This window comes from Streptomyces kronopolitis, assembly GCF_050953795.1.
GTDB lineage: Bacteria > Actinomycetota > Actinomycetes > Streptomycetales > Streptomycetaceae > Streptomyces > Streptomyces kronopolitis_A.
This window is the reverse complement of record NZ_CP191850.1, coordinates 2,383,120-2,404,738: the sequence shown is the minus strand read 5'-3', so window position 1 is coordinate 2,404,738 and position 21,619 is coordinate 2,383,120. Positions and strand designations below refer to the sequence as shown.

General features: G+C 74.6%; 18 protein-coding genes. 9 read left to right on the top strand and 9 right to left on the bottom strand.

Annotated elements, in window-relative coordinates; all coding sequences use genetic code 11:
• Positions 1 to 119: 119 nt before the first annotated feature.
• Genes ACQP17_RS10515 through ACQP17_RS10495 form a run of 5 tightly spaced genes read left to right on the top strand, consistent with a single transcriptional unit; the run spans position 120 to position 5,865 of the window.
• A complete protein-coding gene (locus ACQP17_RS10515; RefSeq protein WP_433856019.1) occupies positions 120 to 1,406 on the top strand; it encodes an extracellular solute-binding protein in 1,287 nt (428 codons plus the stop codon).
• A 53-nt stretch (positions 1,407 to 1,459) separates the two neighbouring features.
• The gene (locus tag ACQP17_RS10510; RefSeq protein ID WP_433859879.1) at positions 1,460 to 2,338 is read left to right on the top strand and encodes a carbohydrate ABC transporter permease; all 879 of its coding nucleotides are present in this window, start codon (positions 1,460 to 1,462) and stop codon (positions 2,336 to 2,338) included.
• A complete protein-coding gene (locus tag ACQP17_RS10505; RefSeq protein WP_433856018.1) occupies positions 2,332 to 3,207 on the top strand; it encodes a sugar ABC transporter permease in 876 nt (291 codons plus the stop codon). Before ACQP17_RS10510 ends, ACQP17_RS10505 begins: the two co-directional genes overlap by 7 nt.
• Position 3,208: 1 nt before the next feature.
• Positions 3,209 to 4,795 (top strand): glycoside hydrolase family 13 protein, encoded by a 1,587-nt coding sequence (locus tag ACQP17_RS10500; protein WP_433856017.1) that lies wholly within the window; start codon positions 3,209 to 3,211, stop codon positions 4,793 to 4,795.
• Positions 4,792 to 5,865, top strand: coding sequence for a LacI family DNA-binding transcriptional regulator (locus ACQP17_RS10495; protein ID WP_433856016.1), 1,074 nt, complete (start codon positions 4,792 to 4,794; stop codon positions 5,863 to 5,865). The genes ACQP17_RS10500 and ACQP17_RS10495 overlap by 4 nt, the downstream gene beginning before the upstream one ends.
• An 88-nt stretch (positions 5,866 to 5,953) precedes the next feature.
• On the opposite strand, the gene ACQP17_RS10490 is transcribed toward ACQP17_RS10495, so the two are convergent.
• Together ACQP17_RS10490 and ACQP17_RS10485 are read right to left on the bottom strand one after the other, a co-directional pair.
• On the bottom strand, positions 5,954 to 6,769 hold the full coding sequence (locus tag ACQP17_RS10490) for a hypothetical protein (RefSeq protein WP_433856015.1): 816 nt from the start codon (positions 6,767 to 6,769) through the stop codon (positions 5,954 to 5,956).
• 46 nt (positions 6,770 to 6,815) lie between these two features.
• Positions 6,816 to 7,292 carry a hypothetical protein gene (locus ACQP17_RS10485; RefSeq protein WP_433856014.1) on the bottom strand — a complete coding sequence of 159 codons (477 nt, stop codon included), beginning with the start codon at positions 7,290 to 7,292 and terminating at the stop codon, positions 6,816 to 6,818.
• 324 nt (positions 7,293 to 7,616) lie between these two features.
• Here ACQP17_RS10485 and pulA point away from each other — a divergent pair, with 324 nt between their 5' ends.
• Positions 7,617 to 10,259, top strand: coding sequence for a pullulanase-type alpha-1,6-glucosidase (gene pulA, locus ACQP17_RS10480; RefSeq protein WP_433856013.1), 2,643 nt, complete (start codon positions 7,617 to 7,619; stop codon positions 10,257 to 10,259).
• A 50-nt stretch (positions 10,260 to 10,309) separates the two neighbouring features.
• Here pulA and ACQP17_RS10475 read toward each other — a convergent pair whose 3' ends face one another.
• The 5 genes from ACQP17_RS10475 to ACQP17_RS10455 all read right to left on the bottom strand — a co-directional run bounded on the left by ACQP17_RS10475 (position 10,310) and on the right by ACQP17_RS10455 (position 17,238).
• Complete coding sequence (locus ACQP17_RS10475) at positions 10,310 to 10,819, bottom strand: N-acetyltransferase family protein (protein ID WP_433856012.1); 510 nt, start codon at positions 10,817 to 10,819, stop codon at positions 10,310 to 10,312.
• 50 nt (positions 10,820 to 10,869) lie between these two features.
• A complete protein-coding gene (locus ACQP17_RS10470; protein WP_433856011.1) occupies positions 10,870 to 11,565 on the bottom strand; it encodes a TetR/AcrR family transcriptional regulator in 696 nt (231 codons plus the stop codon).
• Positions 11,566 to 11,701: 136 nt separating this feature from the next.
• A complete protein-coding gene (locus ACQP17_RS10465) occupies positions 11,702 to 13,675 on the bottom strand; it encodes a hypothetical protein (RefSeq protein ID WP_433856010.1) in 1,974 nt (657 codons plus the stop codon).
• A gap of 129 nt (positions 13,676 to 13,804) precedes the next feature.
• Positions 13,805 to 14,035 carry a DUF397 domain-containing protein gene (locus ACQP17_RS10460; RefSeq protein WP_329151726.1) on the bottom strand — a complete coding sequence of 77 codons (231 nt, stop codon included), beginning with the start codon at positions 14,033 to 14,035 and terminating at the stop codon, positions 13,805 to 13,807.
• Positions 14,036 to 14,067: 32 nt separating this feature from the next.
• Entirely contained in the window at positions 14,068 to 17,238 is a 3,171-nt protein-coding gene (locus ACQP17_RS10455; RefSeq protein WP_433856009.1) for an alpha-N-acetylglucosaminidase TIM-barrel domain-containing protein, read from the bottom strand.
• 418 nt (positions 17,239 to 17,656) lie between these two features.
• On the opposite strand from ACQP17_RS10455, the gene ACQP17_RS10450 reads away from it, so the two are divergent.
• The 3 genes from ACQP17_RS10450 to ACQP17_RS10440 are packed head-to-tail and all read left to right on the top strand — an operon-like array spanning position 17,657 to position 20,053.
• Positions 17,657 to 18,475, top strand: coding sequence for a GNAT family N-acetyltransferase (locus ACQP17_RS10450; protein WP_433856008.1), 819 nt, complete (start codon positions 17,657 to 17,659; stop codon positions 18,473 to 18,475).
• Complete coding sequence (locus tag ACQP17_RS10445) at positions 18,472 to 19,329, top strand: lysophospholipid acyltransferase family protein (protein ID WP_433856007.1); 858 nt, start codon at positions 18,472 to 18,474, stop codon at positions 19,327 to 19,329. The genes ACQP17_RS10450 and ACQP17_RS10445 overlap by 4 nt, the downstream gene beginning before the upstream one ends.
• Positions 19,322 to 20,053, top strand: coding sequence for a DedA family protein (locus ACQP17_RS10440; protein ID WP_433856006.1), 732 nt, complete (start codon positions 19,322 to 19,324; stop codon positions 20,051 to 20,053). The genes ACQP17_RS10445 and ACQP17_RS10440 overlap by 8 nt, the downstream gene beginning before the upstream one ends.
• 9 nt (positions 20,054 to 20,062) lie before the next feature.
• On the opposite strand, the gene ACQP17_RS10435 is transcribed toward ACQP17_RS10440, so the two are convergent.
• Together ACQP17_RS10435 and ACQP17_RS10430 are read right to left on the bottom strand one after the other, a co-directional pair.
• Positions 20,063 to 20,677 (bottom strand): winged helix-turn-helix domain-containing protein, encoded by a 615-nt coding sequence (locus ACQP17_RS10435; RefSeq protein ID WP_433856005.1) that lies wholly within the window; start codon positions 20,675 to 20,677, stop codon positions 20,063 to 20,065.
• A 300-nt stretch (positions 20,678 to 20,977) separates the two neighbouring features.
• Positions 20,978 to 21,619 carry a rhomboid-like protein gene (locus tag ACQP17_RS10430; RefSeq protein ID WP_433856004.1) on the bottom strand — a complete coding sequence of 214 codons (642 nt, stop codon included), beginning with the start codon at positions 21,617 to 21,619 and terminating at the stop codon, positions 20,978 to 20,980.

Genomic DNA, 21,619 nt, shown 5'->3' with positions numbered 1-21,619 from the left:
CCATCTCGTTGCAATTCGTTCCAGAGGTCTTGCAGAAATTTGCAGCAAGGTCTTTCGGTTTGTTTGCGGCGCTGTTACGTTCCTGACCGCCATCTGAGGCATTTCCCTAAGGAGTTCACATGCGGCGTGGCATACGGGGCGCAGCGGCCACCGCACTGGTAGCGGGCATGGCACTGGCAGCGACGGCATGCGGTGGGGGGAACGGCGGCAGCGGGGACGACGGCTCGGGCGAACTGTCCGGAACCGTTACCTTCTGGGACACCTCCAACGACGCCGAGAAGGCGACGTACCGCAAGCTTGCCGAAGATTTCCAGAAGGAGCACCCGAAGGTCCACGTTCAGTATGTGAACGTTCCATTCGGCGATGCCAACGCCAAGTTCAAGAACGCCGCCGGCGGCAACTCCGGCGCGCCCGACGTGATGCGCACCGAAGTCGCCTGGACCGCCGACTTCGCCAACCTCGGCTACCTCGCCCCGCTCGACCACACCCCCGCCCTCGACAGGACCGACGACTACCTCCCGCAGGCCGTCGGCTCCACGAAGTTCAGGGGCAAGACCTACGCCGCACCCCAGGTCATCGACACCCTCGGCCTCTTCTACAACAAGAAGCTCCTCAAGGACGCCGGCGTCGGCGTACCCAAGACCTTCGCCGAACTCGCCGCCGACGCCAAGAAGATCAAGGCGAAGACCGGCGCCACCGCCCTCTACCTGCGCGGCGACGACCCCTACTGGTTCCTGCCCTACCTGTACGGCGAGGGCGGCAACATGGTCGACGCCCGCGACAAGATCGTGCAGATCGACGACGGCGCCGGCGTCAAGGCCTTCCGGACCATCAAGGAACTGGTCGACTCCAAGGCGGCCGTCACCGACGCCACCGACGGCCAGGAGAACCAGCTCAAGGCCCTCAAGGACGGCACCGTCGCGATGGCCGTCGACGGCCCCTGGGACATCGAGGGCGCCCGCGCCGGCAAGGCGTTCACGTCCCCCGCCGGCAAGGACAACCTCGGCGTCGCCCCCGTGCCCGCCGGCTCCCGGGCCCAGGGCTCCCCGCAGGGCGGCTGGAACCTCTCCGTCTACGCGGGCAGCAAGAACCTGCGCGCCTCCTACGCCTTCGTGAAGTACATGAGCTCCGCCAAGGTCCAGCAGCAGACCACCGAGAAGCTCAGCCTGCTGCCCACCCGCAAGTCCGTGTACGAGGCGCCGGCCGTCAAGAAGAACGAGATGGTCCGGTTCTTCAAGCCCGCCGTGGACGGCGCCGTCCAGCGCCCCTGGATCGCCGAGGGCAACTCCCTCTTCGAGCCGATCAAGGTGCAGATGAACAAGGTGCTCACCGGCTCCGCCACGCCCGAGCAGGCCGCCAGGGCGACCGGCGACGCCTACCGGAAGCTGCTCAAGGACTACAAGTGACCGCTGCTGTACGGGTGCGCCGGGCGCTGGGCACCCACTGGTACGCGTGGACGATGGTCGCCCCGGTGGTACTCGTCATCGGGGTGATCATCGGCTACCCGCTGGCGCGCGGCGTCCTCCTCTCGCTCACCGACGCGAACGAGGCCAACGTCGAGCGGAACATCGGCGTCAACCACCTCCCCGCCACCTACCGGTTCACCGGCCTGGACAACTACAAGGCGGTGCTGACCGACGGCGTCTTCTGGGACCGCCTGGGCTGGACCGTGACCTGGACCGTCGCCTGCGTCTCGGTCACCTTCCTGACCGGCCTGGCCCTGGCGAACATGCTCAACCGCCCGCTGCGCGGCCGCACCGGCTACCGCCTGGCGCTGATCCTGCCGTGGGCCGTCCCCGCCTTCATCTCCGTCTTCACCTGGCGGATGCTCTACAACGAGAAGAACGGCATCCTCAACAAGCTGCTGGCCGGCGGCGGCATCGACGCCGTCCCCTGGCTCAACGACCCCACCTGGGCCAAGCTCTCGGTGATCGCCGTCAACGTCTGGCTGGGCGTGCCGTTCATGCTCGTCGCGCTCCTCGGCGGACTGCAGTCCATACCCGGCGAGCTCTACGAGGCCGCCGAGATGGACGGCGCGAGCGCCTGGCAGCGCTTCCGCCACATCACCGTCCCCGGACTGCGGGCCGTCAGCAGCACCGTCATCCTGCTCTCCACCATCTGGACCTTCAACATGTTCCCGGTGATCTTCCTGCTGACCCGGGGCGGCCCCGGCGACGCCACCGAGATCCTGGTGACGTACGCCTACCGGCTCTCCTTCGTCGACAGCCCCCGCGACTTCTCGATGTCCGCGACCTGGGGCGTCCTGATCCTCCTGCTGCTCTCGGCCGTCGCGGTCGTCTACCGCAGGGCACTGCGCAGGCAGGGAGAGGTGTGGTGACCGTGACCCGCACACCGCCGGCCCGCACCGGCACCCCCCGCAGGCGCTCCGAGCGCTCCCGGCTCGCCTCCACCGGACTGCACTTGACGCTGGCCGTCGCGGCCGTGGTCGCGGTGTTCCCGCCGCTGTGGCTGCTGGTGACGTCCTTCAAACCCCGCAACGACGCCTTCTCCACCGGCCTCGTCACGCACTTCACGTTCGCCAACTACACCCACGTGGTGGCCGACACCGAGTTCCTGACCTGGTTCGAGAACTCCGTGCTCGTCGTCGGGGTGACCACCGTCCTCGGGGTCTTCCTCGCCGCCACCACCGGCTACGCCGTCAGCCGCTTCCGCTTCCCCGGCATGCGGCCGCTGATGTGGCTGCTGCTGATCACCCAGATGTTCCCGGTCGCCGTGCTGATCGTGCCGCTCTACAACCTGCTGGCGGGCCTGGGCCTGCTCAACCAGCCCGCGGGCCTGGTCATCACCTACCTCACCATCGCCGTCCCGTTCTGCGCCTGGATGATGAAGGGCTTCTTCGACACCATCCCGGTGGAGATCGACGAGGCGGGCCGGGTCGACGGCCTCAACCCCTTCGGCACCTTCTGGCGGCTGGTCCTGCCGCTGGCCCGCCCGGGCCTGGCCGTCACCGGCTTCTACACCTTCGTCACCGCCTGGGCCGAGGTCGCCTACGCCTCCGCCTTCATGACCGGCGAGGAGAACCTGACACTCGCCGGCGGACTGCAGACCTTCGTCAACCAGTACACCAACGACTGGGGTTCGATGACCGCCGCCGCCGTGATCATCGCCGTCCCGGCCGCACTCGTCTTCGCCTTCGCCCAGCGCCACCTCGTCGCCGGACTGACCGCCGGCACCACCAAGGGATGACATGACTCCACAGCACGACGTCACTCCTGCCACCGACTGGTGGCGCGACGCGGTGATCTACCAGGTCTACCCGCGCAGCTTCGCCGACGGCAACGGCGACGGCATGGGGGACCTGGCGGGCATCCGCAGCCGGCTGCCGTACCTGCGCGACCTGGGTGTGGACGCGGTCTGGCTCAGTCCCTTCTACGCCTCCCCGCAGGCCGACGCCGGCTACGACGTCGCCGACTACCGCGCCATCGACCCGATGTTCGGCACCCTGTCCGACGCCGAGGCCGTCATCCGTGACGCCCACGGCCTGGGACTGCGCATCATCGTCGACCTCGTCCCCAACCACTGCTCCGACCAGCACGAATGGTTCCGCCGTGCGCGCGCCGAGGGCCCCGGCTCGACGATCCGCGAGCGCTTCCACTTCCGCAAGGGGCGCGGCGAGAACGGCGAACTCCCGCCCAACGACTGGGAATCCCTCTTCGGCGGCCCCGCCTGGACCCGGGTGCCCGACGGGGAGTGGTACCTCCACCTCTTCGCCCCCGAGCAGCCCGACTTCAACTGGGACCACCCCGCCGTCCGCGACGAGTTCCGCTCCGTCCTGCGCTTCTGGCTGGACCTGGGCGTCGACGGCTTCCGGGTGGACGTGGCACACGGCCTGGTCAAGGCCCCCGGCCTGCCCGACATGGGCCACGGCGAGCAGCTCAGACTCCTCGGCAACCAGGTCCTGCCGTTCTTCGACCAGGACGGCGTGCACGACATCTACCGCTCCTGGCGCACCGTCCTCGACGAGTACTCGGGCGAGCGCATCGCGGTCGCCGAGGCCTGGACCCCCACCGTCGACCGCACCGCGCTCTACCTGCGCCCCGACGAACTCCACCAGGCGTTCAACTTCCATTACCTGAACACCGGCTGGGACGCCGCCGCGCTCCGCGAGGCGATCGACACCTCCCTGGACGCCATGCGCCCGGTGTCGGCCCCCACCACCTGGGTGCTGTCCAACCACGACGTGGTCCGCCACACCACCCGCCTCGGCGGCGGTCCGGCCCGGGCCCGCGCCGCCACCCTGCTGATGCTGGCCCTGCCCGGCTCCGCCTACCTCTACCAGGGCGAGGAGCTGGGCCTGCCCGAGGTCACCGACCTGCCCGACGAGGTCCGCCAGGACCCCTCCTTCTTCCGGGACGCCGGCCAGGAGGGCCTGCGCGACGGCTGCCGGGTGCCGCTCCCGTGGAGCGGCGACGCGGCCCCCTACGGCTTCGGCGCCGGCGGCAGCTGGCTCCCGCAGCCCGCCGACTGGGCGGCCCTCACCGTCGAGGCCCAGACCGGCGACCCGGACTCGACCCTGGAGCTGTACCGCACCGCGCTGTCCCTGCGGCGCACCCACCCCGCCCTGGGCGCCGGCGCCTCCGTCGAGTGGCTGGACGCCCCCGCCGGCGTCGTGGCCTTCCGCCGCCCCGGCGGCCTGGTCTGCACGGTCAACACCACCGAGGCCCCGGTCCGTCTGGCCGCCCCCGGCCGGGTCCTGCTCTCCTCCCGCCGACCGGAGCCCACCGACGGGGACTTCGCGCTGCCGGGCGATACCACCGTCTGGTTCGAGGAGTGACCCTGCCCGACACCCCTGCCGCTCCCCGTCTCTCCGACATCGCCGCCCAGGCGCAGGTCAGCGAGGCCACCGTCAGCCGGGTGCTGAACGGCCGGGCCGGCGTGGCGGCGCGCACCCGGCAGCGGGTGCTCGCCGCGCTCGACGTGCTCGGCTACGAGCGTCCCGTACGGCTGCGGCGGCGCAGCGCCGGGCTGGTCGGACTGGTCATCCCCGAGCTGACCAACCCGATTTTCCCGGCCTTCGCCCAGATCATCGAGCAGTCGCTGGCCGGCCACGGCTACACCCCGGTGCTGTGCACCCAGATGCCGGGCGGGGCAACCGAGGACGAACTCGTCGAGCAGCTGGAGGAGCGCGGCGTCACCGGCATCGTCTTCCTCTCCGGACTGCACGCCGACTCCCGCGCCGACCCCGCCCGCTACGCCCGGCTGGCCTCCCGCGGCGTCCCGTTCGTCCTGATCAACGGCTACCACCCGGGGATCGACGCGCCGTTCGTCTCGCCGGACGACGGCGCGGCGGCCCGGATGGCGGTGCGCCACCTGGCCGAGCTGGGACACGAGCGGATCGGGCTCGCCGTCGGCCCCGCCCGCTACGTGCCCTCCCGCCGCAAGGCCGAGGGCTTCGCGGCGGCGCTGGAGGAGTCGTTCGGCCTGCCGAGGGGGCAGGCCGAACGGCGCGTGCGGCACACCCTGTTCAGCGTCGAGGGCGGCCACGCGGCGGCCACCGCACTCCTCGACGACCAGGGCTGCACCGGCATCGTCTGCGGCAGCGACCTGATGGCGCTGGGCGCCGTCCGCGCGGCCCGCCGGCGCGGCCTGGAGGTGCCCGGGGCGCTCTCCGTGGTCGGCTTCGACGACTCCCAGCTGATCGCCTTCACCGACCCGCCGCTGACCACCGTGCGCCAGCCCGTCCAGGCCATGGCGACGGCGGCGGTCGGCGCCCTGATCGAGGAGATCCACGACCGCGCCCGGGGCCGGCACACCGCGCCCCGGCACACCGCGCCCCGGCACACCGAGTTCGTCTTCCAGCCGGAGCTGGTGGTCCGGGGGTCGACGGGGCCGGTACGGGGGTGACCCCCGGGGCCGGGGAGCACCGGACACGGCCCGGGGGTCCGGGTCGCGTGCCGCCCGGCCGACCGGCGGCGGTGAGCGGGCCGGTGGCTCAGGGGCGGGCGGCGGTCCCGGACGCCACCGAGGCGGTCACCACCACCTGCTCCGCGCACCCGACCGCGCGCAAGGCATCGCCCACGACCTCCACCAGCCACACCGCGACATCCGGCGACCACTCCCGCACCCGGCACACGAACCGCAGCACGCCCCGCTCGCGTCCCTTGCGGTAGCCGTGCTCGCCGTCGGTGTCCGCCATGCCGGACAGGTCGAGCCCCCCGGTGGCGAGGCCGACGTCCACGAGGTCACCGAGCCGCTCCGCGACGGCGTCACGCACGGCCGTCTCCTTGCCCCATCCCGCGGTGCCGGTGGCGGCGGTGACACTCACCGCCACCGACGCGGACGGGTCGGCGAGCGCGAACCACTTCCGCATCTCCGCCAGGTCGTCGGAGGCGTCACCGACGAGTTCGTGCAGCGGGAGGACGGCGTGCAGCCCGGTGAACCGGACGTGCCCGAGCCGGTTCAGCGCGTCCGACAGGACGCGCGTCACGTGCAGGACCGGGAGCCGCGGCTCCCGGACGTCGCGGGGGATGTCCGCCGACATCCAGGCCAGCTCCCGTACCTGCCCGTCCTGCGTCCAGTCCCCGCCGGCCAGGCAGTCGGCCCAGCGGCCCGGGTCCTGGACGACGCGCGCCTCGCCCCAGCCCCGGTACGGGTAGGTCCAGCCGCCGGTGGAGTACCAGCCGTACGCCTCCGACCTGCGCAGGGCGAGGTCGTACAGTTCGCTTCCGGTGTCCTCGCAGCTGAGGTGCGACGCCCACGGATACCGGTCGAGCACTCCGTGCACGGCGACAAGGGTCTCGTAGTACACGCCAGGGGCCTTTCCGTACCCGACCGGATCCGAGCGCGGCCGGGTGCTAGATGCCGCAGTACAGCGTCTGCGTCTTGGTCACGAGCTTCTCGGGGCTGTCCGGATAGCCGACGATGTCCGCGTCCACCACCGTGCGGAAGTGGTTCTTCACGATCAGGTTGGTGCACTTCCAGTTGGCGACCGCACGCTTGTTGCTTCCGCCGCCCGGCGGCACGGTCTTGACTCCCTTGTCGAGAGTCTTCCACTTGGAGCCGGTCTTGACCTGCAGCCAGATGGTGATCTTGGCATGTGTCGCCGGGCCGTCGATCTTCTTCCACCAGCCGTGCGCGTTGACCGTCTTGCTCACGGTGTGCGAGAAGTGGGCGTAGTCCCCCTTGGTCAGGAAGCCGTGCGCGCTCCGGGCCTGGACCGCCCGGTAGCTGCTCGCCGGCTCGCGGTGGTCGTCGGCCTGGGCCGGCACGATCGAAGCGGCGGTCAGCAGGACGGCCAGCACGGTCGATGCTCCGCCGATACGGAACTTCATGATGATTCCCCCTAGGTGGGCACGTACCTGGCGTGCCCTGGCGAAGCCAACCATGTCCTCCCGCCCCGCACCATCGATTTGCCGCGCAAGGTGGGTGTGGAGGTGGGGAGTTGGTCGTGGGGCGGGGGCTGTGAGGGTGCCGTGCCGGCGCCCGTGCGGGTCGTCCGGGCTCCCGGGTGGCGCCGGTCCGGCCGGCCGGGCGCGTAGGGCCCGCCGTGGCGGGTCTCCGGCCGGCCGGACCGGCTTCCGAGGGAACGTAACACCCTTGCAATGTCTTGCGTAAGGTCTTGCATCGCCCTTTCGGCGCGGATAGAACCATGACCCATGTCCTCCACCACCCGCCGGTCCCGTCGGCACCCGGCCGCCGTCCTCGCCCTGGTCCTCGGCGCGACGGCGCTGCTTCTCTCGCCCCCGCCGCAACCGGCCGCGGCCGCGCCGTCCGGGCAGGAAAAGGCCATGGCGCAGTGGATCGACCGCGACACCGTGGTCTGGAAGGGCGCCGAACACCGCGCCGCCCGGCTGGAGTTCGCTACCCACGGCGCGCACATCCGGCTCGTCCCGGGCCGCCTGAGCCCCTCCGAACGCCTCGCCTATCCGCACCTCACGCACGACCCGGCCTTCACCGTCGACCCCCGCGACCGCGCCCTGGCCCGCACCGCCCTGCGCGGCGCGCTGCACGCCACCCAGCGCACCGCCGACGGGCGGCGCACCACCACCGGCGTCCAGATACCCGGCGTCCTCGACGACCTGTACGGCTCCCGTGCCCGACACGCCGCCCTGGGACCGGTCTTCGGGCGCGACGGCCGCCCCACCCTCGCCGTCTGGGCGCCCACCGCCCGCACCGTCGCCCTCGAACTCGGCGGCCGTACGGTCCCGATGCGCCGGGACGGGGCCAGCGGCGTGTGGCGGGTGCGCGGGGCGCGCGACTGGGCCGGGAAGCCGTACCGCTACCGGGTCACCGTCTGGGCGCCCGCCGTCGGCAGGACCGTCACCAACGAGGTCACCGACCCCTACTCCACCGCGCTGACCGCGGACTCGGCGCGCAGCCTGGTCGTCGACCTCGCCGCCCCAGGGCTCGCCCCGCCCGGCTGGTCAGGGCTGCGCAAGCCCGCCGCGGTCCCGCTGCGCCGGGCCCGCATCCAGGAACTGCAGATCCGCGACTTCTCCGTGGAGGACCGCACCTCCCACCACCGGGGCCGGTACCTGGCGTTCACCGACCGGCACTCCGACGGCATGCGCCATCTGCGCTCCCTCGCCCGCGCCGGCACGTCCTACGTCCATCTGCTGCCGGCCTTCGACTTCGCGACCGTCCCCGAGCGCCGCGCCGACCGGGCCCGCCCCGGCTGCGACCTCGCCTCCGCGGCTCCCGACTCCGACCGCCAGCAGGCATGCGTCGCCAAGACGGCCGGCCGGGACGCCTACAACTGGGGCTACGACCCGCTCCACTACACCGTCCCCGAGGGCTCCTACGCCTCCGACCCGGAAGGCACCGCCCGGACCGTCGAGTTCCGGCGCATGGTGCAGGGGCTGAACGGGGCCGGGCTGCGCACCGTCATGGACGTGGTCTACAACCACACCGCCGCCAGCGGCCAGGACCCGCACTCCGTACTGGACCGCATCGTCCCCGGCTATTACCAGCGGCTGCAGGACGACGGCGGCGTGGCCACCTCCACCTGCTGTGCGGGGACCGCGACCGAGCACACCATGATGGGCAAGCTCGTGGTCGACTCCGTCGTCACCTGGGCCAAGGAGTACAAGGTCGACGGCTTCCGCTTCGACCTCATGGGACACCAGCCCAAGGCCAACCTCCTCGCCGTCCGCAAGGCCCTGGACGCGCTGACCCCGGCCAGGGACGGGGTGGACGGCAGGTCGGTCATCCTCTACGGCGAGGGCTGGAACTTCGGCGAGGCCGCGAACGACGCCCGCTTCGTCCAGGCCACCCAGCGGCACATGGCCGGCACCGGTATCGCGACCTTCTCGGACCGCGCCCGTGACGCCGTACGCGGCGGCAGCCCCTTCGACGCCGACCCCCGCGTCCAGGGCTTCGCCTCCGGCCTGTACACCGACCCCAACTCCTCACCCGCCAACGGCAGTCCGGCCGCACAGCGCGCCCGGCTGCTCCACTACCAGGACCTCCTCAAGGTCGGCCTCACCGGCAACCTCGCCGACTTCACCTTCACCGACAGCGCCGGCCACCGGGTGAAGGGCTCCGGCGTCGACTACAACGGTTCCCCGGCCGGTTACGCCGCCGCCCCCGGTGACGCGCTCGCCTACGCCGACGCCCACGACAACGAGACCCTCTACGACGCGCTCGCCCACAAACTCCCGCCGCACACCGGCCCCGCCGACCGCTCCCGCATGCAGGTGCTCGCGCTGGCCACCGCCGCCCTCTCCCAGGGCCCCGCGCTCTCCCAGGCGGGCTCCGACCTCCTGCGCTCCAAGTCCCTGGACCGCAACTCCTTCGACAGCGGCGACTGGTTCAACGCCCTGCACTGGAACTGCGCCGACGGCAACGGCTTCGGCCGCGGACTGCCCCCGGCCGCCGACAACAGGGCCTCGTGGCCCTACGCCCGGCCGCTGCTGGCCGACCCCGCCCTGCGCCCCGGCTGCGACACGATCCGCCACACCTCCGCCGCCTACCGCGACCTGCTCCGCATCCACGCCACCGAACCGGCCTTCGGCCTGCCCACCACCGCCGCGGTACAGCAGTCGCTCTCCTTCCCCCTGTCCGGGAAACACGAGACTCCCGGCGTCCTCACCATGCGCCTCGGCAACCTCGTCATCCTCTTCAACGCCACACCCCGCCAACAGCACCAGACCGTCCACCGCCTCGCCGGTACCCCCTACGCCCTCCACCCCCTCCAGGCCCACGGCTCCGACCCCACCACCGCCACCGCGTCCTACACCCGCCCCACCGGCACCTTCACCGTCCCGGCCCGCACGGTCGCGGTCTTCCGGCGGGGCTGAGGGGCAGCCGAGGACGAGCGCGCCGGGGCCCGCGCGCAGCCCGCCCCGGCTCAGCCCCGAATCCGCTTCTCCAGCAGTGTCACCGCGTACTTGCTGCCGCCCGTGCCGCGCTTGAAGGGCTGTTCGCCGACGACGGTGTAGCCGGCGGCCTCGTAGTACGTGCGCAGGCGGGGGTTGGAGGAGACGCAGTCCAGGCGGGACCGGGTGCGGCCGGTTCGGGCGATGCGGTGTTCGGCGTGGGTGAGGAGTGCCCGGCCGGTGTCGGGCGGGGCGTGGTCGCGGGCGATCATCAGGCGGTGCACATAGCCGGCGTCGGGCGGACGGGCGCCCCAGGCGGCCTCGTCCTGCCACCAGAGTTCGTAGGCGCCCACCAGGTGTCCGGCGGATTCGGCCAGCCAGACCTCGCCGTCCGCGCGGCGCCGGCGGAAGTGGTCCTCGTCCTTCTCGCCGGGCTTCCACTGGGCGATGCCGTGGTCCTGCATCCAGCGGGCCGCGGCGTCGTACAGGGCGACCAGGGCGGGCAGATCGGCGTCGTCGGCGAGCCGGAAGGTGAGGTCCATGCCGGGATTGTCCCGGACCGGACCGGACGCCGTGGCGCCGGGCCCGGCGCTCAGACCGGTTCGGGCAGGTCCATCAGCCGTCCCACCAGATCGGCGAAGATCCCGTTCTCCGGTTCGTCGGCGAGTATCCGGCGGACCACCTGCGCCATCCGCGCGTCGTACGCCGCGCTCACCGCCGCCAGCGCCGCGAAGTCGTGCACCAGCTGGCGCTCCAGCTCCGTGCGCGGCACCCGGCGCCCGTCCAGCCACAGCAGCGCGGTGGTCTCGGCCAGCGAGACCCAGGAGCGGACCACCATCTCCAGGCGCGGGAACGGGCGGGAGACGTCGAGGTGGGCGAGGATCTGCTCGAGGGCGGCCTGCCGGACGCCGTCGATCATCGCGCCGGTGCGGCCCGAGCCGATCGCCGGGCCGCCGCGCATCAGCGCCGAGAACCCCCGGCCGTGCTCCTCGACGAAGTCGAAGAAGCGCTCCATGACCCGCAACAGCCGCGCGCCGAGCGGGCCTTCGTGCGGCTCCATGAAGCGCGCGGTCAGCTCGTCGGCGGCCCACCGCAGTGCGGCCTCGTACAACTGCTGCTTGCCCGGGAAGTAGTGGTAGACCAGCGGGCGGGAGATCCCGGCGGCCTCGGCGACCTCGTCGATCGACACGCCCTCGGGCGAACGGTGACTGAAGAGGTCGAGAGCGACGGCGATCAACTGCTCGCGCCGCTCCTCGACACCCATCCTGCGGCGCGCCACGGTCGTCATACCGACCACCCTAACGATCCGGGCCGCGTCACGGAATCGCCTCCGGAATCACGAATCGGGCACGGACCTGCGCTTTTGGCGTCGTACCCGCCGGAAGTGGGGGGCGCTTCGGCCGGTTCGCGCGCTCCCTCGCCGCTCAGTGCAGGGCCTCGATCCGTCCGCCCGTCGCCAGCCGGCCGGTCAGCTCCGCGCGGTCGCCCGCCTTGGCGGGGGCCGCCAGGAAGCGGCCCGCGGCCTCGGCGTGCACGCCGTCCCGGGCGGTGATCGAGGTGACCTGCCGGCTGCCGGCGGCCAACAGCCACCAGGTGCCGGCGGGGGACTTCCACAGGACCCCGGCCAGCGCCCGGGGCGCCCGCGGCCCGCAGGCCGTTCCGCCCTCGGCGCGCGCGGTGACCGCGCCCGCCGCGTAGGGCGCACCGTGCGGCGCCGGGGTCTGGATCTGCGCCATCGCGCGGCTGCCCGCGCCGCGCCAGGTCTCCGCGCGGGTGCACAGCCAGGCCGCGAGGCCGGAGCCCGCGGGCAGCGGCTGACGGGCGAACTCCCAGGCGTTCACCGTGCGTACGCCCTGCCCGCGCAGCGTGGCCAGCTGGCAGGCGGTACGCGCCCAGGCGGTCCGGGCCGGCCGGGTGGTCACCCCGCCCGGCTTGCGTGGCGTGCCGTACGTCAGCCGTGCCGGGGCAAGTTCACCGAGGTCGGTCAGCAACGGGCCGCCGCCGGTCCGCAGCGCCGGCCAGGTCGTGCACTTCTCCGCGGGCTGCGGGGTGGGCACGGGGGTCGTGACGCCGCCCGCCCCGATCGTCACCGGCTGGCCCGGCGCGTCCGGCTGCACGAGGTCGGCCAGCCGCGCCGACTTCACCCAGGGCGCGGTCAGATAGCGCACATTGCCCTGCGTACGGCTGACCACCAGCGCGCTCGCCGCGTCGCCGGCCGCGCCGTCCACCCGGGCGAAGTCCAGCGCGGCACCCGTGCCGTCGCCCTGGCCCCCGCCGTCCGCGGCCTCCGCGTAGCGCACCACCCGCAGCCCGTCGTGCAGCAGTACCACCACGGCGTGGTCGACCACCCCCGCGAACAGCAGCTGGGCCGGTCCGGCCGCCGGGCCCGCCGCGGTCCCCGGCGTCGCCGACACCTGCACCCCGGCGCCCGGCCTGGCCCACACGGCCAGCGCCCGCCGCAGCAGCGCCTTGTCGTGGATCCGGTCGCCGCGGGCGGGCCAGGCGGCGAAGTCCTGCCGCGCGGCCCGCTTCCAGGCGGTCGCGGAGCTGACCGTCAGTTTCCCGGGGTCCAGGGCCGCCTCGGACGCGGCGTTTTGCGCGTAGGGCGGGGCGGCGGCGCCGTCCGGGCCCCAGCCGTCGCCCGGCATGCCCAGCAGCGCCCCGCACACCAGCACCGCCGCGCTCGCCGCCAGCACCGCCCGGCCGTGCTGCCGCCGCCGGATCAGATCCGTCGGCCGGGCCTGCAGCGCGCAGGGGTCGAACTCCGCCGACTCCAGCAGCGAGCGGTCCCGGCTGCCGGCCGGCGTCGCGGCCCGGTCCGCCTCGTCGAGCGCCTCACGGGCGTGGGTCACCCCGGCGGCCTCCAGCACCCGGCGCGCCTCGGGCGGGCTCAGCCGCTCCAGATCACGCAGCACGAACGCCGCCCGGGCCGGTCCGGACAGCGCCGAGAGCGCCTGGTCCAGCGCGAGTTCGTCCGCGCCGCCGGACCGCGGGAACAGCCGCAGGCCCCAGACCTGGGGGAACAGCGGTGGCCTGCGCAGCGCGCGGCGGCCGGACAGGGCGGCCCGCAGGACCCGCAGGCGGACGAAGGCGTAGCCGGGGTCGATCGCCGCGTCCGTGCCGGCGCGCTGGGCGGGCAGCCCCAGCCCGCGGGTGGAGCTGCGCTGGCGCGGCAGGGTCCGCTGCACCACACCGTGCGCGGCCAGCACCCGGCGGCCGCGGCTGCGGCCGGGCGGCAGCACGAGATAGGCCAGCCGGACCAGCCGGGGGTAGTGCTCCACCAGCGCCGCTTCGGCCTGCTCGACGTCGATGACGTCGCCGAACTCCTCGCCGCCGGCGGGGGAGGGGCGGTCCACACGCCGGGGTGTCGCCTGCTGCTGTTTCTGCTGCTGCTTCACGTTCGGTGAAACGAGTGAATCCTGTGATGGTCACCGGCCCCGCGCGGGCCCCGGCGGACCGCCGCGCACGGCCGCGGCCACCGCGGTGTGCCCCGCGGCGGCCGCCCGGCCGCGGCCCGGAGCGCGGCGTCAGTGCTTCAGGTCGAACTCACCGTCGCGCGCGCCGAGGACGAACGCCCGCCACTCCGCCTCGGTGTAGCGCAGCACCACACCGGGGTCCGTGGAGTTGCGCATGGCGACCGCGCCGCGCTCCAGGAAGGCGATCTCCACCGCCTCCTCCGCGTCGCCCGGGGCGCGCTGCCAGGTGGCGTCGGAGATGTCCAGGGCGTAGAGCCACTCTTTCTCCGCTGCGGCACTCATACCGTCATCCCCTCATTCGTGGTGCGTTGGGGTCAGCGTACGCGGTGCCGGGAGGTGCTTCCAGTGACCGTCCAGCGACGGAAGGTGGCCGATCCGCGGTCCCCGGTACCGGAGTTGGCGGCCGACTGGTGCAGCCCGGTGTCCTGCCGGGCGGCGGCCCCGGGGACCGTGACGGTGGCGATCTCGCGCCAGGTGGCGCCGCCGTCGGTGGAGCAGGCGCCGGTGTAGGTGCCGGAGCGCCCCGCGTCCGGGCCGCGGGTCAGCCGCAGCAGGACGGGCGCGGCGATGCCGGCCAGCCGCCGGTAGGTGTCCAGGGTGCCGTCGCCGCCGGAGTCGTAGGACAGCACGATGCCGTTGGCGGGCGTCACGGACAGGTTGAGGAAGCCGAGGGCGCCGGGGGAGCCGGCGGCGGGGGTGGCCAGCCGGTTGCGGACGACGAGACCGGCGCGGGCCCACGGGCCGGTCGCCTCCTGCGCGGTCACCTCGGCGGTCACCGTGCCGCCCGCGGCGAGCGCGCCCGGCCGGTAGACCGCGCCGAACTCGGCGGTGGCCTTCCACAGGTCCGCGCCCGCGCCGTTGACCGCGAACCGGTCGCCGAGCTGGCCGAAGACCGCCGCGTTGGTGGTGACCGTGCGCAGCTCGCGGTCGAGCGGCCCGGCCGTGAACAGGGTGCCGTGGTGGGCGGCGCGCACCCGTGGCTCGCCCTGCGGCCCGTAGTCGGCGGTCAGGGTGTACGGCAGCGCCTCCAGCGGGTCGGTGAGCGGGCCGGCGGGCGCGGTGACCTCCCAGCGGGCCCGGCCGGTGCCGCCGGGCGGGAGCGAGGGCAGCGACACCGGGCCCCGCGCGGCGGCCTCGACGCCGGTCAGGGCGAAGTCCACCCGGCCGGTCGCCCGCAGCCCGTTGACGTTGCGCAGCGCCGCGGTGACGGTGGCGCGGCCGCCCGGCGGCAGCGCGGACGGGCTCGCGGTGACGGTGACGGTGCCCTGGTAGGGGGCTCGGGCGAGGGTGTCGTGGACCCGCTGGGCGGTGCGGTGAGCCTCGGTCGTGGGGTGCAGCGGGTGCGCGGTGCGCTCATGGGTCCAGGGTTCCTCCCGGGCGTACCAGTCGAAGGGTTTCGGCGGCCGGTCCGCCGCCAGCGCGTCGGCGAGTTCGGCCAGGTAGTCCCGCCACTGCGGGAGATGGACCTCGCCGATCAGGCCGTGCCAGTCGCGGTTGGCGTAGTTGGCGAGCGCGCCGCCGTCGGCGGTGGCGCGGTCCGCCCAGGTGGTGAGCAGCGCCCGGGCGCCGTGTTCCAGGCGCGCGGCCTCCTCGGGGCCGGACGCCATCGCCCGGGCGTCCGCCAGCCACGGCCCCAGCAGGAACTGCCGGTGGGCGCCGGTGACGTCCTCGCCGAGCCGCATCAGCCGCAGCCACAGCCCGGACAGCGCCCGGAACGTGGCCCGGTCCTTGCGCCGGTAGGCGTCCTGGAGCTGCCCGATCAGCTGCCAGGACCGGTTGGCCAGCGCCTGGCGGGCGGCGTCGGTCAGATCGTGGCGGTAGGCGTCGGAGCCGCGCAGCGCGGGGCGGACGGTCAGCAGCGCGGCGAAGGCGGTGTCGAAGGCCGCCGGGTCGAAGGCGGGGGTGTGGGTGGCGTAGACGGTGCCGGAGCGGGCGGCCAGGTCGGGGCGGGCGGCGAAGACCGAGTCGTGCGGGCGGCCGTCCTTGCTGGAGATCTCGTAGGCGCTGGTGCCCAGCGCGGCGAACGCGGCGCGGGCGCCCTCGTCGCGGGCGCCGTAGCGCAGGTCGGCGTAGCCGTCGAACCACGCGGCGCGGTCCACCGGGCGCTCGCGCCAGGCCAGTTCGCTGAACAGCTCGAACGCGGCCGGGTCGCGCTCGGCAGCCTCCGGCATGTACGCGGTCCCGGCGAGTCTGCTGCCCGGCTTGTCGCGCCAGGCCGGGAAGCGCTCGGCCCAGACGTGCGTCTTGGCGCCGAGGGTGGTGCGGCCGCCGAAGTTGGGGATGGAGCCGAAGGCGTACGGGACCCTGCCCCAGTCCCGCTCCCGGTCGGTGACCGTCTCCAGGTCGCTGAGGCCGTCCACGATCAGCATCCGGTCGTGGTCGACGGCGTCCAGCAGATCGCGCCGCGGATTGCTCTGCCAGCCCAGGATCACCCAGGTCGCGCCGGGGCGGGCGGTGCGCAGCGCCCTCTCGACGGCGCGCGCGGCGTCCGGCACCGGGACGTCGCCGGGGTCGCCGCCCTCGTGCAGCAGATCCATCTTGAAGTGGTCGGCGGCGCCCAGGAGCTGCTCCTGGTGGCGGTAGAAGGCGGCGGCCACCTCGGCGAAGACCCCGGTGCGCGGATCGAGCCAGTCGGGGCGGGCCAACCCCGACCAGGTGCCCTGCGGCACGGTGCGGCCGCCGGGGTTGCGGGCGGCGAAACCGCCGGGGACGGTGCCGAAGTAGCCGGGCAGGACGGGGCGCATGCCCAGTTCGCGCAGCCGGCCGGTGATCCGGCGGCCCAACTCGGCCCGCTTGGCGATCAGTTCGGCGCTGGTCGGGCCGCCGTAGCCGCTCATGTTCTGCAGCAGCCACCACGGCTGGTGCGAGGGCGCCGGGATCCAGGCGCGGGCCTCGGCGTCGGAGTAGCCGAAGCCGGTCAGCAGCCGGTGGTAGACGGCCTCCGAGCCCGGGGTGACCAGCACCTCGTTGACCCCGTGCAGCGCCAGCACGTCGATCATCCGCTCCCAGCGCGGCCAGTCGGCGTAGGGGGCGGTGTAGCCGTCGTGGGTGTCGTTGAGGGCGAAGCGGTGCGGCAGCGCGGTGGCGCGCGCGACGGGGGAGGCCGGGGCGGGCAGCCGGGCGGGCAGGCCCACCTGGTCGCCGGCCCAGGTCAGATGCGCCCGGCAGGTGTATTTGAGGTACCAGTGGACGCCGGTCAGCAGCACCGCGGGGTTGGTCCCGGCGACCGTGATCCGGCCCGGCCGGCCCTCGACGCGGAAGCGGTCGCCGGCGCCGTCCGGGGCGAGCGCCACCAGCCGGAACTGGTCGGCGTGCCCGGGCAGCAGCCGGGCCAGCGCGGCCCGGGCCGGTGCGGTGTCGTACGCCGGTGCCCCCTCCGGGCGGCGGCCGGTCCTCCCGGGGGCGGGCGTGGCCCCGCCGAGCGCCACCCCCGCACCGATCGCTCCGGCGGTCCCCAGCACTGCGCGTCGTGACGGTCGGCTCACGTGTGCCCCCACTGCTCGGTGGTTACAACGGTCGCGGGTGTGGGGGGCACGCTAACGGGCCGTCAGCCGCGCTCCAAGTGCGCCCCGGCCCGTCCCGGCCGCCCCCGGAGCCGCTCCGGCACCGGCCGGGACGCCCCACAGGCCCGGTCAGGACCGGCCTTCGGGGCAGGCCGGGGGTGCCGGTCCCGGGAGCCGCCCCGCAACGGCGGCGACCAGAGTTCGGCGGACCCTCATCCCTTCGCTCCCTGGGCTTCACGCGCCCGGCCGGCGGGCCCGGGGACAGTCTTCCGCGTGGAGAAGGGCCAGGTCACCGGGGTGCGCCCACATGTGGCGCCGCCCCGGGCACCGCATGGTGGCCGGCCCGCCGCCGCACCGCCCGTCGACTCGCACCGCCTCCCCACTCCCCATGGAGGGCTCCATGAGCGTGGCATCGACCGCGTCCGCCGTCCCCGTCCCCACTCCCGCCCCCGGCCCCACGGCCGTCACTCCCGTGCCCGCCGAACCGGCCCCGGCGGCCGCCTCCGGCTACACCGCGGAGATCGCCGGCAGCACCGCACAGATCCGCGCCGCCCAGCGGCTGCGCCACCGGGTCTTCGCCGACGAGATGGGCGCCACCCTGCACTCGCCGCTGGCCGGCCACGACATCGACGACGTCGACGCACTCGCCGACCACCTCATCGTCACCCACACCACCACCGGCGAGGTGGTCGGCACCTACCGGCTGCTGCCGCCCGGGCGCAGCGAGCGGCTCTACTCCGACGGCGAGTTCGACCTCGGCGCCCTGGCCGGGCTGCGCCCCTCCCTCATCGAGGCCGGCCGCTCCTGTGTGCACCCCGACCACCGCAACGGCGCCGTGATGACCCGGATGTGGGCCGCGCTCGCCCGCTACACCCTGCTCTCCGGGCACCGCTACCTCGCCGGCTGCGCCTCCGTCCCGCTCGCCGACGGCGGCACCGCCGCCACCCACGCCTGGGAACTGGGCCGCACCCGCTACGCCGCCCCGCCCGGACTCCAGGTCACCCCGCACCACCCCTGGCACGCGGCCACCCCGCTCCCCGGCCGCCCCGGTCTCGCCCAGCTGCCGCCGCTGCTCCGCGGCTACCTGCGCATCGGCGCCGTCATCTGCGGCGCACCCGCCCACGACCCCGAGTTCGACGTCGCCGACTTCTTCGTCGTGCTGGACATGGAGCGGCTGGACGACCGCTACCGGCGCTACTTCCTCGGCGAGGAGCGGTGAACGGCCCCTGGGACGTCTCCTCCGACTGCACCCCGCACTGCGCCGTCCACGCCGCCCCGCGCGTTCCGGCGCCCGTCCGCGCCCGCCGCGGCGCCGTGTTCGCCCACACCGTGCGGCGGGCGCTGACCGACGGGGAGCGGCTGGCCGACCCGGTACGGCTGCGCGGGCACGCCGCGGCGCTGCTCGACGCGCTCGGCATCCGCCTCGAGGGCGCCACCGGGCTCAGCGCCGGGACCGGCCCCGGCACCCTCGTCGTCGCCAACCACATCTCCTGGCTCGACATCCTCGCCCTGCTCGCCGTCGAACCGGTCACCCTGCTCGCCAAGCGCGAGGTCGGCACCTGGCCGGTGGTCGGCGGCCTCGCCCGCCGGGCCGGTACGCACTTCATCGACCGCACCCACCCCCGGCGGCTGCCCGACACCGTGCGCCAGGTCGCCGAACTGCTCGGCTCCGGACGGTCGGTGGCGGTCTTCCCGCAGGCCACCACCTGGTGCACCGCCGCACAGGGCGACTTCCGCCGGGCCACCTTCCAGGCCGCCCTCGACGCGGGCGCGCCGGTCCGCCCGGTGACCCTCGGCTACACCCAGCAGGGCCGGACCAGCACGGCGGCCGCGTTCTGCGGCGAGGACACCTTCGCCGGCTCGCTGCGCCGGGTGCTCGCCGCCCGTGAGCTGACCATCCGCGTCACCGCGCATCCGGCGCTGACCGCCGTGGCCACGGACCTGGACCGGCGGGAGCTGGCGGCCCTTGCCGCACGGGCGGTCCGCGGCGGCCCGCAGGCGCCGGCGGTGGCGGCGGCCCGGCGGGCGCCCGCCCCGGTCGCTTCCGTCCCGGCCACCCCGGCCCATGTTTGACCAGCTCGACCGGCTCGATCAGCTCACCGAGCCGCTCCAGGGCATGCTGGACTCGCCCTGGCTGTGGCTGCTCGTCCTGCTGGTGTCCGGCCTCGACGCCCTGCTGCCGTTCATGCCGAGCGAGACCACCGTCGTCCTGCTCGCGGTGCTCATCGGCCCGGATCCGCCGCTGCTCGCGCTGCTGGCGGGCGTCGCGGCGGCCGGGGCGCTGGCCGGTGACTGCCTGGGTTACGCGGTGGGGCGGCGCGCGGGTCCGCGCGCGCTCGCCCGGCTGCTGCGCGGGGCACGCGGCCGGGCCCGACACCTCAGGGCCCGCGCCATGGTCGAACGGCACGCCGCCCTGCTGATCATCGCCGGCCGCTTCGTGCCCGGCGGCCGGGTGGTCGCCACGCTGTCCACCGGCAGCGTGGGCCTTCCGCTGCGCCGCTTCGTCGTCCTGGACGCGGTCGGCGCGGGCCTCTGGGCGGTGTGCAGCGCCGCGCTCGGCGGCTTCGGCGGGACGGCGTTCACCGACTCCCCGGTCGTGGGAATGCTGCTGGCCTCCGGCGCCGGCCTGCTGGTGGCGGGCGGCGTGGGCGCGCTGCACCGGCGGGGCACGGCGGCGGTACGCCCACCGGGCCCGCGCCGGCGGCGCGGCCGCGGCGGGAAAGCGGCATCCGGCCGGACGGGGGAGCGGCTCCCCGCCCGGCCGCATCCCCGGCGGGAGGAGCCGGAGGGCGTCTGAGGCCGGAGCTCAGCCCACCGGCACGTACTTGTAGCCCACCCGCCGCACCGTCACGATCGACGACCGGTGCGCGGCGCCCAACTTGCGCCGCAGCCGGGCGACATGGACATCGACGGTGCGGCCGTCGCCGACATGGCCGTAGCCCCACACCGTGGTCACCAGCTGGTCGCGGGTGTGCACCCGGTGCGGATGCGCCACCAGGTGCGCCAGCAGCTCGAATTCGAGGTAGGTGAGATCCAGCGGGCGGCCGTGGACCTGCGCGGTGCGCCGCTCGGGGTCGATCCGCACGATCCCGTCACCGGTCGGGGCCGGCGGCCCGGGGGCGGCGGCCGGCTGCGGGGCGGCGGCCTGTTCGGCCGGGACGAGCACCAGATAGCCGACCATCGGCGGCTGTCCGGGCAGCGCGGGCAGGCTGTGCTGGGGCGCGGGGATCCAGGTGGCGCCGGAGTCCAGCAGGTCGGCCACGGAGGGGACACCGGGGGGCGCGGCGCCCGCGGCGGGGGAGGCGGCGGGCGAGGGGACGGCCTCGTGGGGGGCCACGGCGCGCAGCCGGTGGCGATGGCCGTGCGGGGCGGGCACGGCGGTCGTCGCGGAAGGGGCGGTCAGGGTACGGACGTTCATCACGGTCAGCTTTCGCGCGAAGGGGCGTCGGGGGACGTCATGCGCGCGGGCAGGGCGTGCGGCGCCGGTCGGCGGCGTCGGCGAGAGGGAGGTGCGGGCCCGCGCTCAGTGCGCGCGGCAACACAGACGGTCGAAGGCGTGCGCCTGCCGGGACGGCCAGAACGGCTCGAGGTCGCTGCGACCCGTCGCGGTGTCATTGAGGCTGGCCATGGCCCCATTGAACCAGACGGCCGGTGTTCTGTCCCCGGTGCGGCCCGCGGTGTGACGCGAATCCGCCGTGCGCCGGCCGCCCGGGCACCGGGCTCAGGAGGATCCGGCCCGTCTCGCCGACCCGGCTCCGCACAGCACTCCCAGGGCCGTCGCCGCCAGATGCCCGGCGTCGGTGAACGTCCGGGTCCGGCGCAGCACGGGAAGGGCACCCAGGGCCAGCAGGCCGGTGGCCGCCACGGCTCGCGTGCGGCGGTGCGGGACGGCCGCGGCCAGCGCGCCGAGCGTGGCGTGGAAGCCGTAACTCACGCCGACGTCGACGGCCCGCGCGGTCGCGTCCGGTGGATCCGTGCGCACCCGCCCGCGCAGCCCCGCGTACACCAGCAGCGAGGCACCGGCGTGGCCGGCCGCGAACACCCCTGCCGCACGCCGGACACCCCAGCGCGCCTCGGCCGTCCCCAGGACGGTGAGCAGCGCGGCGGCGTACGGCAGCGGCAGCGGGCGCTCGACGAGAAGGGCGCTGGTCGCCAGCGTCCGCCACCGGCCGGCCCGCAGATTGACGACGTTGGTGGAGTGGGCACGCAGCAGCTCCGTGCGCCGCCGGCCGGGCAGCCGCGCCGCGGCATACGCACCGAGCTGGACGGCGCCGACGTAGAGCGGCGCGAGCCGGGGGACGGCGGCCGGGCGCACCCGCGCCGGCACGCTCCGCCCCGGCAACCGCCGTGCGGACACGGACAT

What these genes read in the sequence shown, in the direction of transcription:
- ACQP17_RS10515 (WP_433856019.1), top strand. Translation starts at nt 120, where the DNA reads ATGCGGCGTGGCATACGGGGCGCAGCGGCCACCGCACTGGTAGCGGGC.
- ACQP17_RS10510 (WP_433859879.1), top strand. Translation starts at nt 1,460, where the DNA reads ATGGTCGCCCCGGTGGTACTCGTCATCGGGGTGATCATCGGCTACCCG.
- ACQP17_RS10500 (WP_433856017.1), top strand. Translation starts at nt 3,209, where the DNA reads ATGACTCCACAGCACGACGTCACTCCTGCCACCGACTGGTGGCGCGAC.
- ACQP17_RS10485 (WP_433856014.1), bottom strand. Translation starts at nt 7,292, where the DNA reads ATGAAGTTCCGTATCGGCGGAGCATCGACCGTGCTGGCCGTCCTGCTG.
- pulA (WP_433856013.1), top strand. Translation starts at nt 7,617, where the DNA reads ATGTCCTCCACCACCCGCCGGTCCCGTCGGCACCCGGCCGCCGTCCTC.
- ACQP17_RS10475 (WP_433856012.1), bottom strand. Translation starts at nt 10,819, where the DNA reads ATGGACCTCACCTTCCGGCTCGCCGACGACGCCGATCTGCCCGCCCTG.
- ACQP17_RS10470 (WP_433856011.1), bottom strand. Translation starts at nt 11,565, where the DNA reads ATGACGACCGTGGCGCGCCGCAGGATGGGTGTCGAGGAGCGGCGCGAG.
- ACQP17_RS10460 (WP_329151726.1), bottom strand. Translation starts at nt 14,035, where the DNA reads ATGAGTGCCGCAGCGGAGAAAGAGTGGCTCTACGCCCTGGACATCTCC.
- ACQP17_RS10450 (WP_433856008.1), top strand. Translation starts at nt 17,657, where the DNA reads ATGAGCGTGGCATCGACCGCGTCCGCCGTCCCCGTCCCCACTCCCGCC.
- ACQP17_RS10440 (WP_433856006.1), top strand. Translation starts at nt 19,322, where the DNA reads ATGTTTGACCAGCTCGACCGGCTCGATCAGCTCACCGAGCCGCTCCAG.
- ACQP17_RS10430 (WP_433856004.1), bottom strand. Translation starts at nt 21,619, where the DNA reads ATGTCCGTGTCCGCACGGCGGTTGCCGGGGCGGAGCGTGCCGGCGCGG.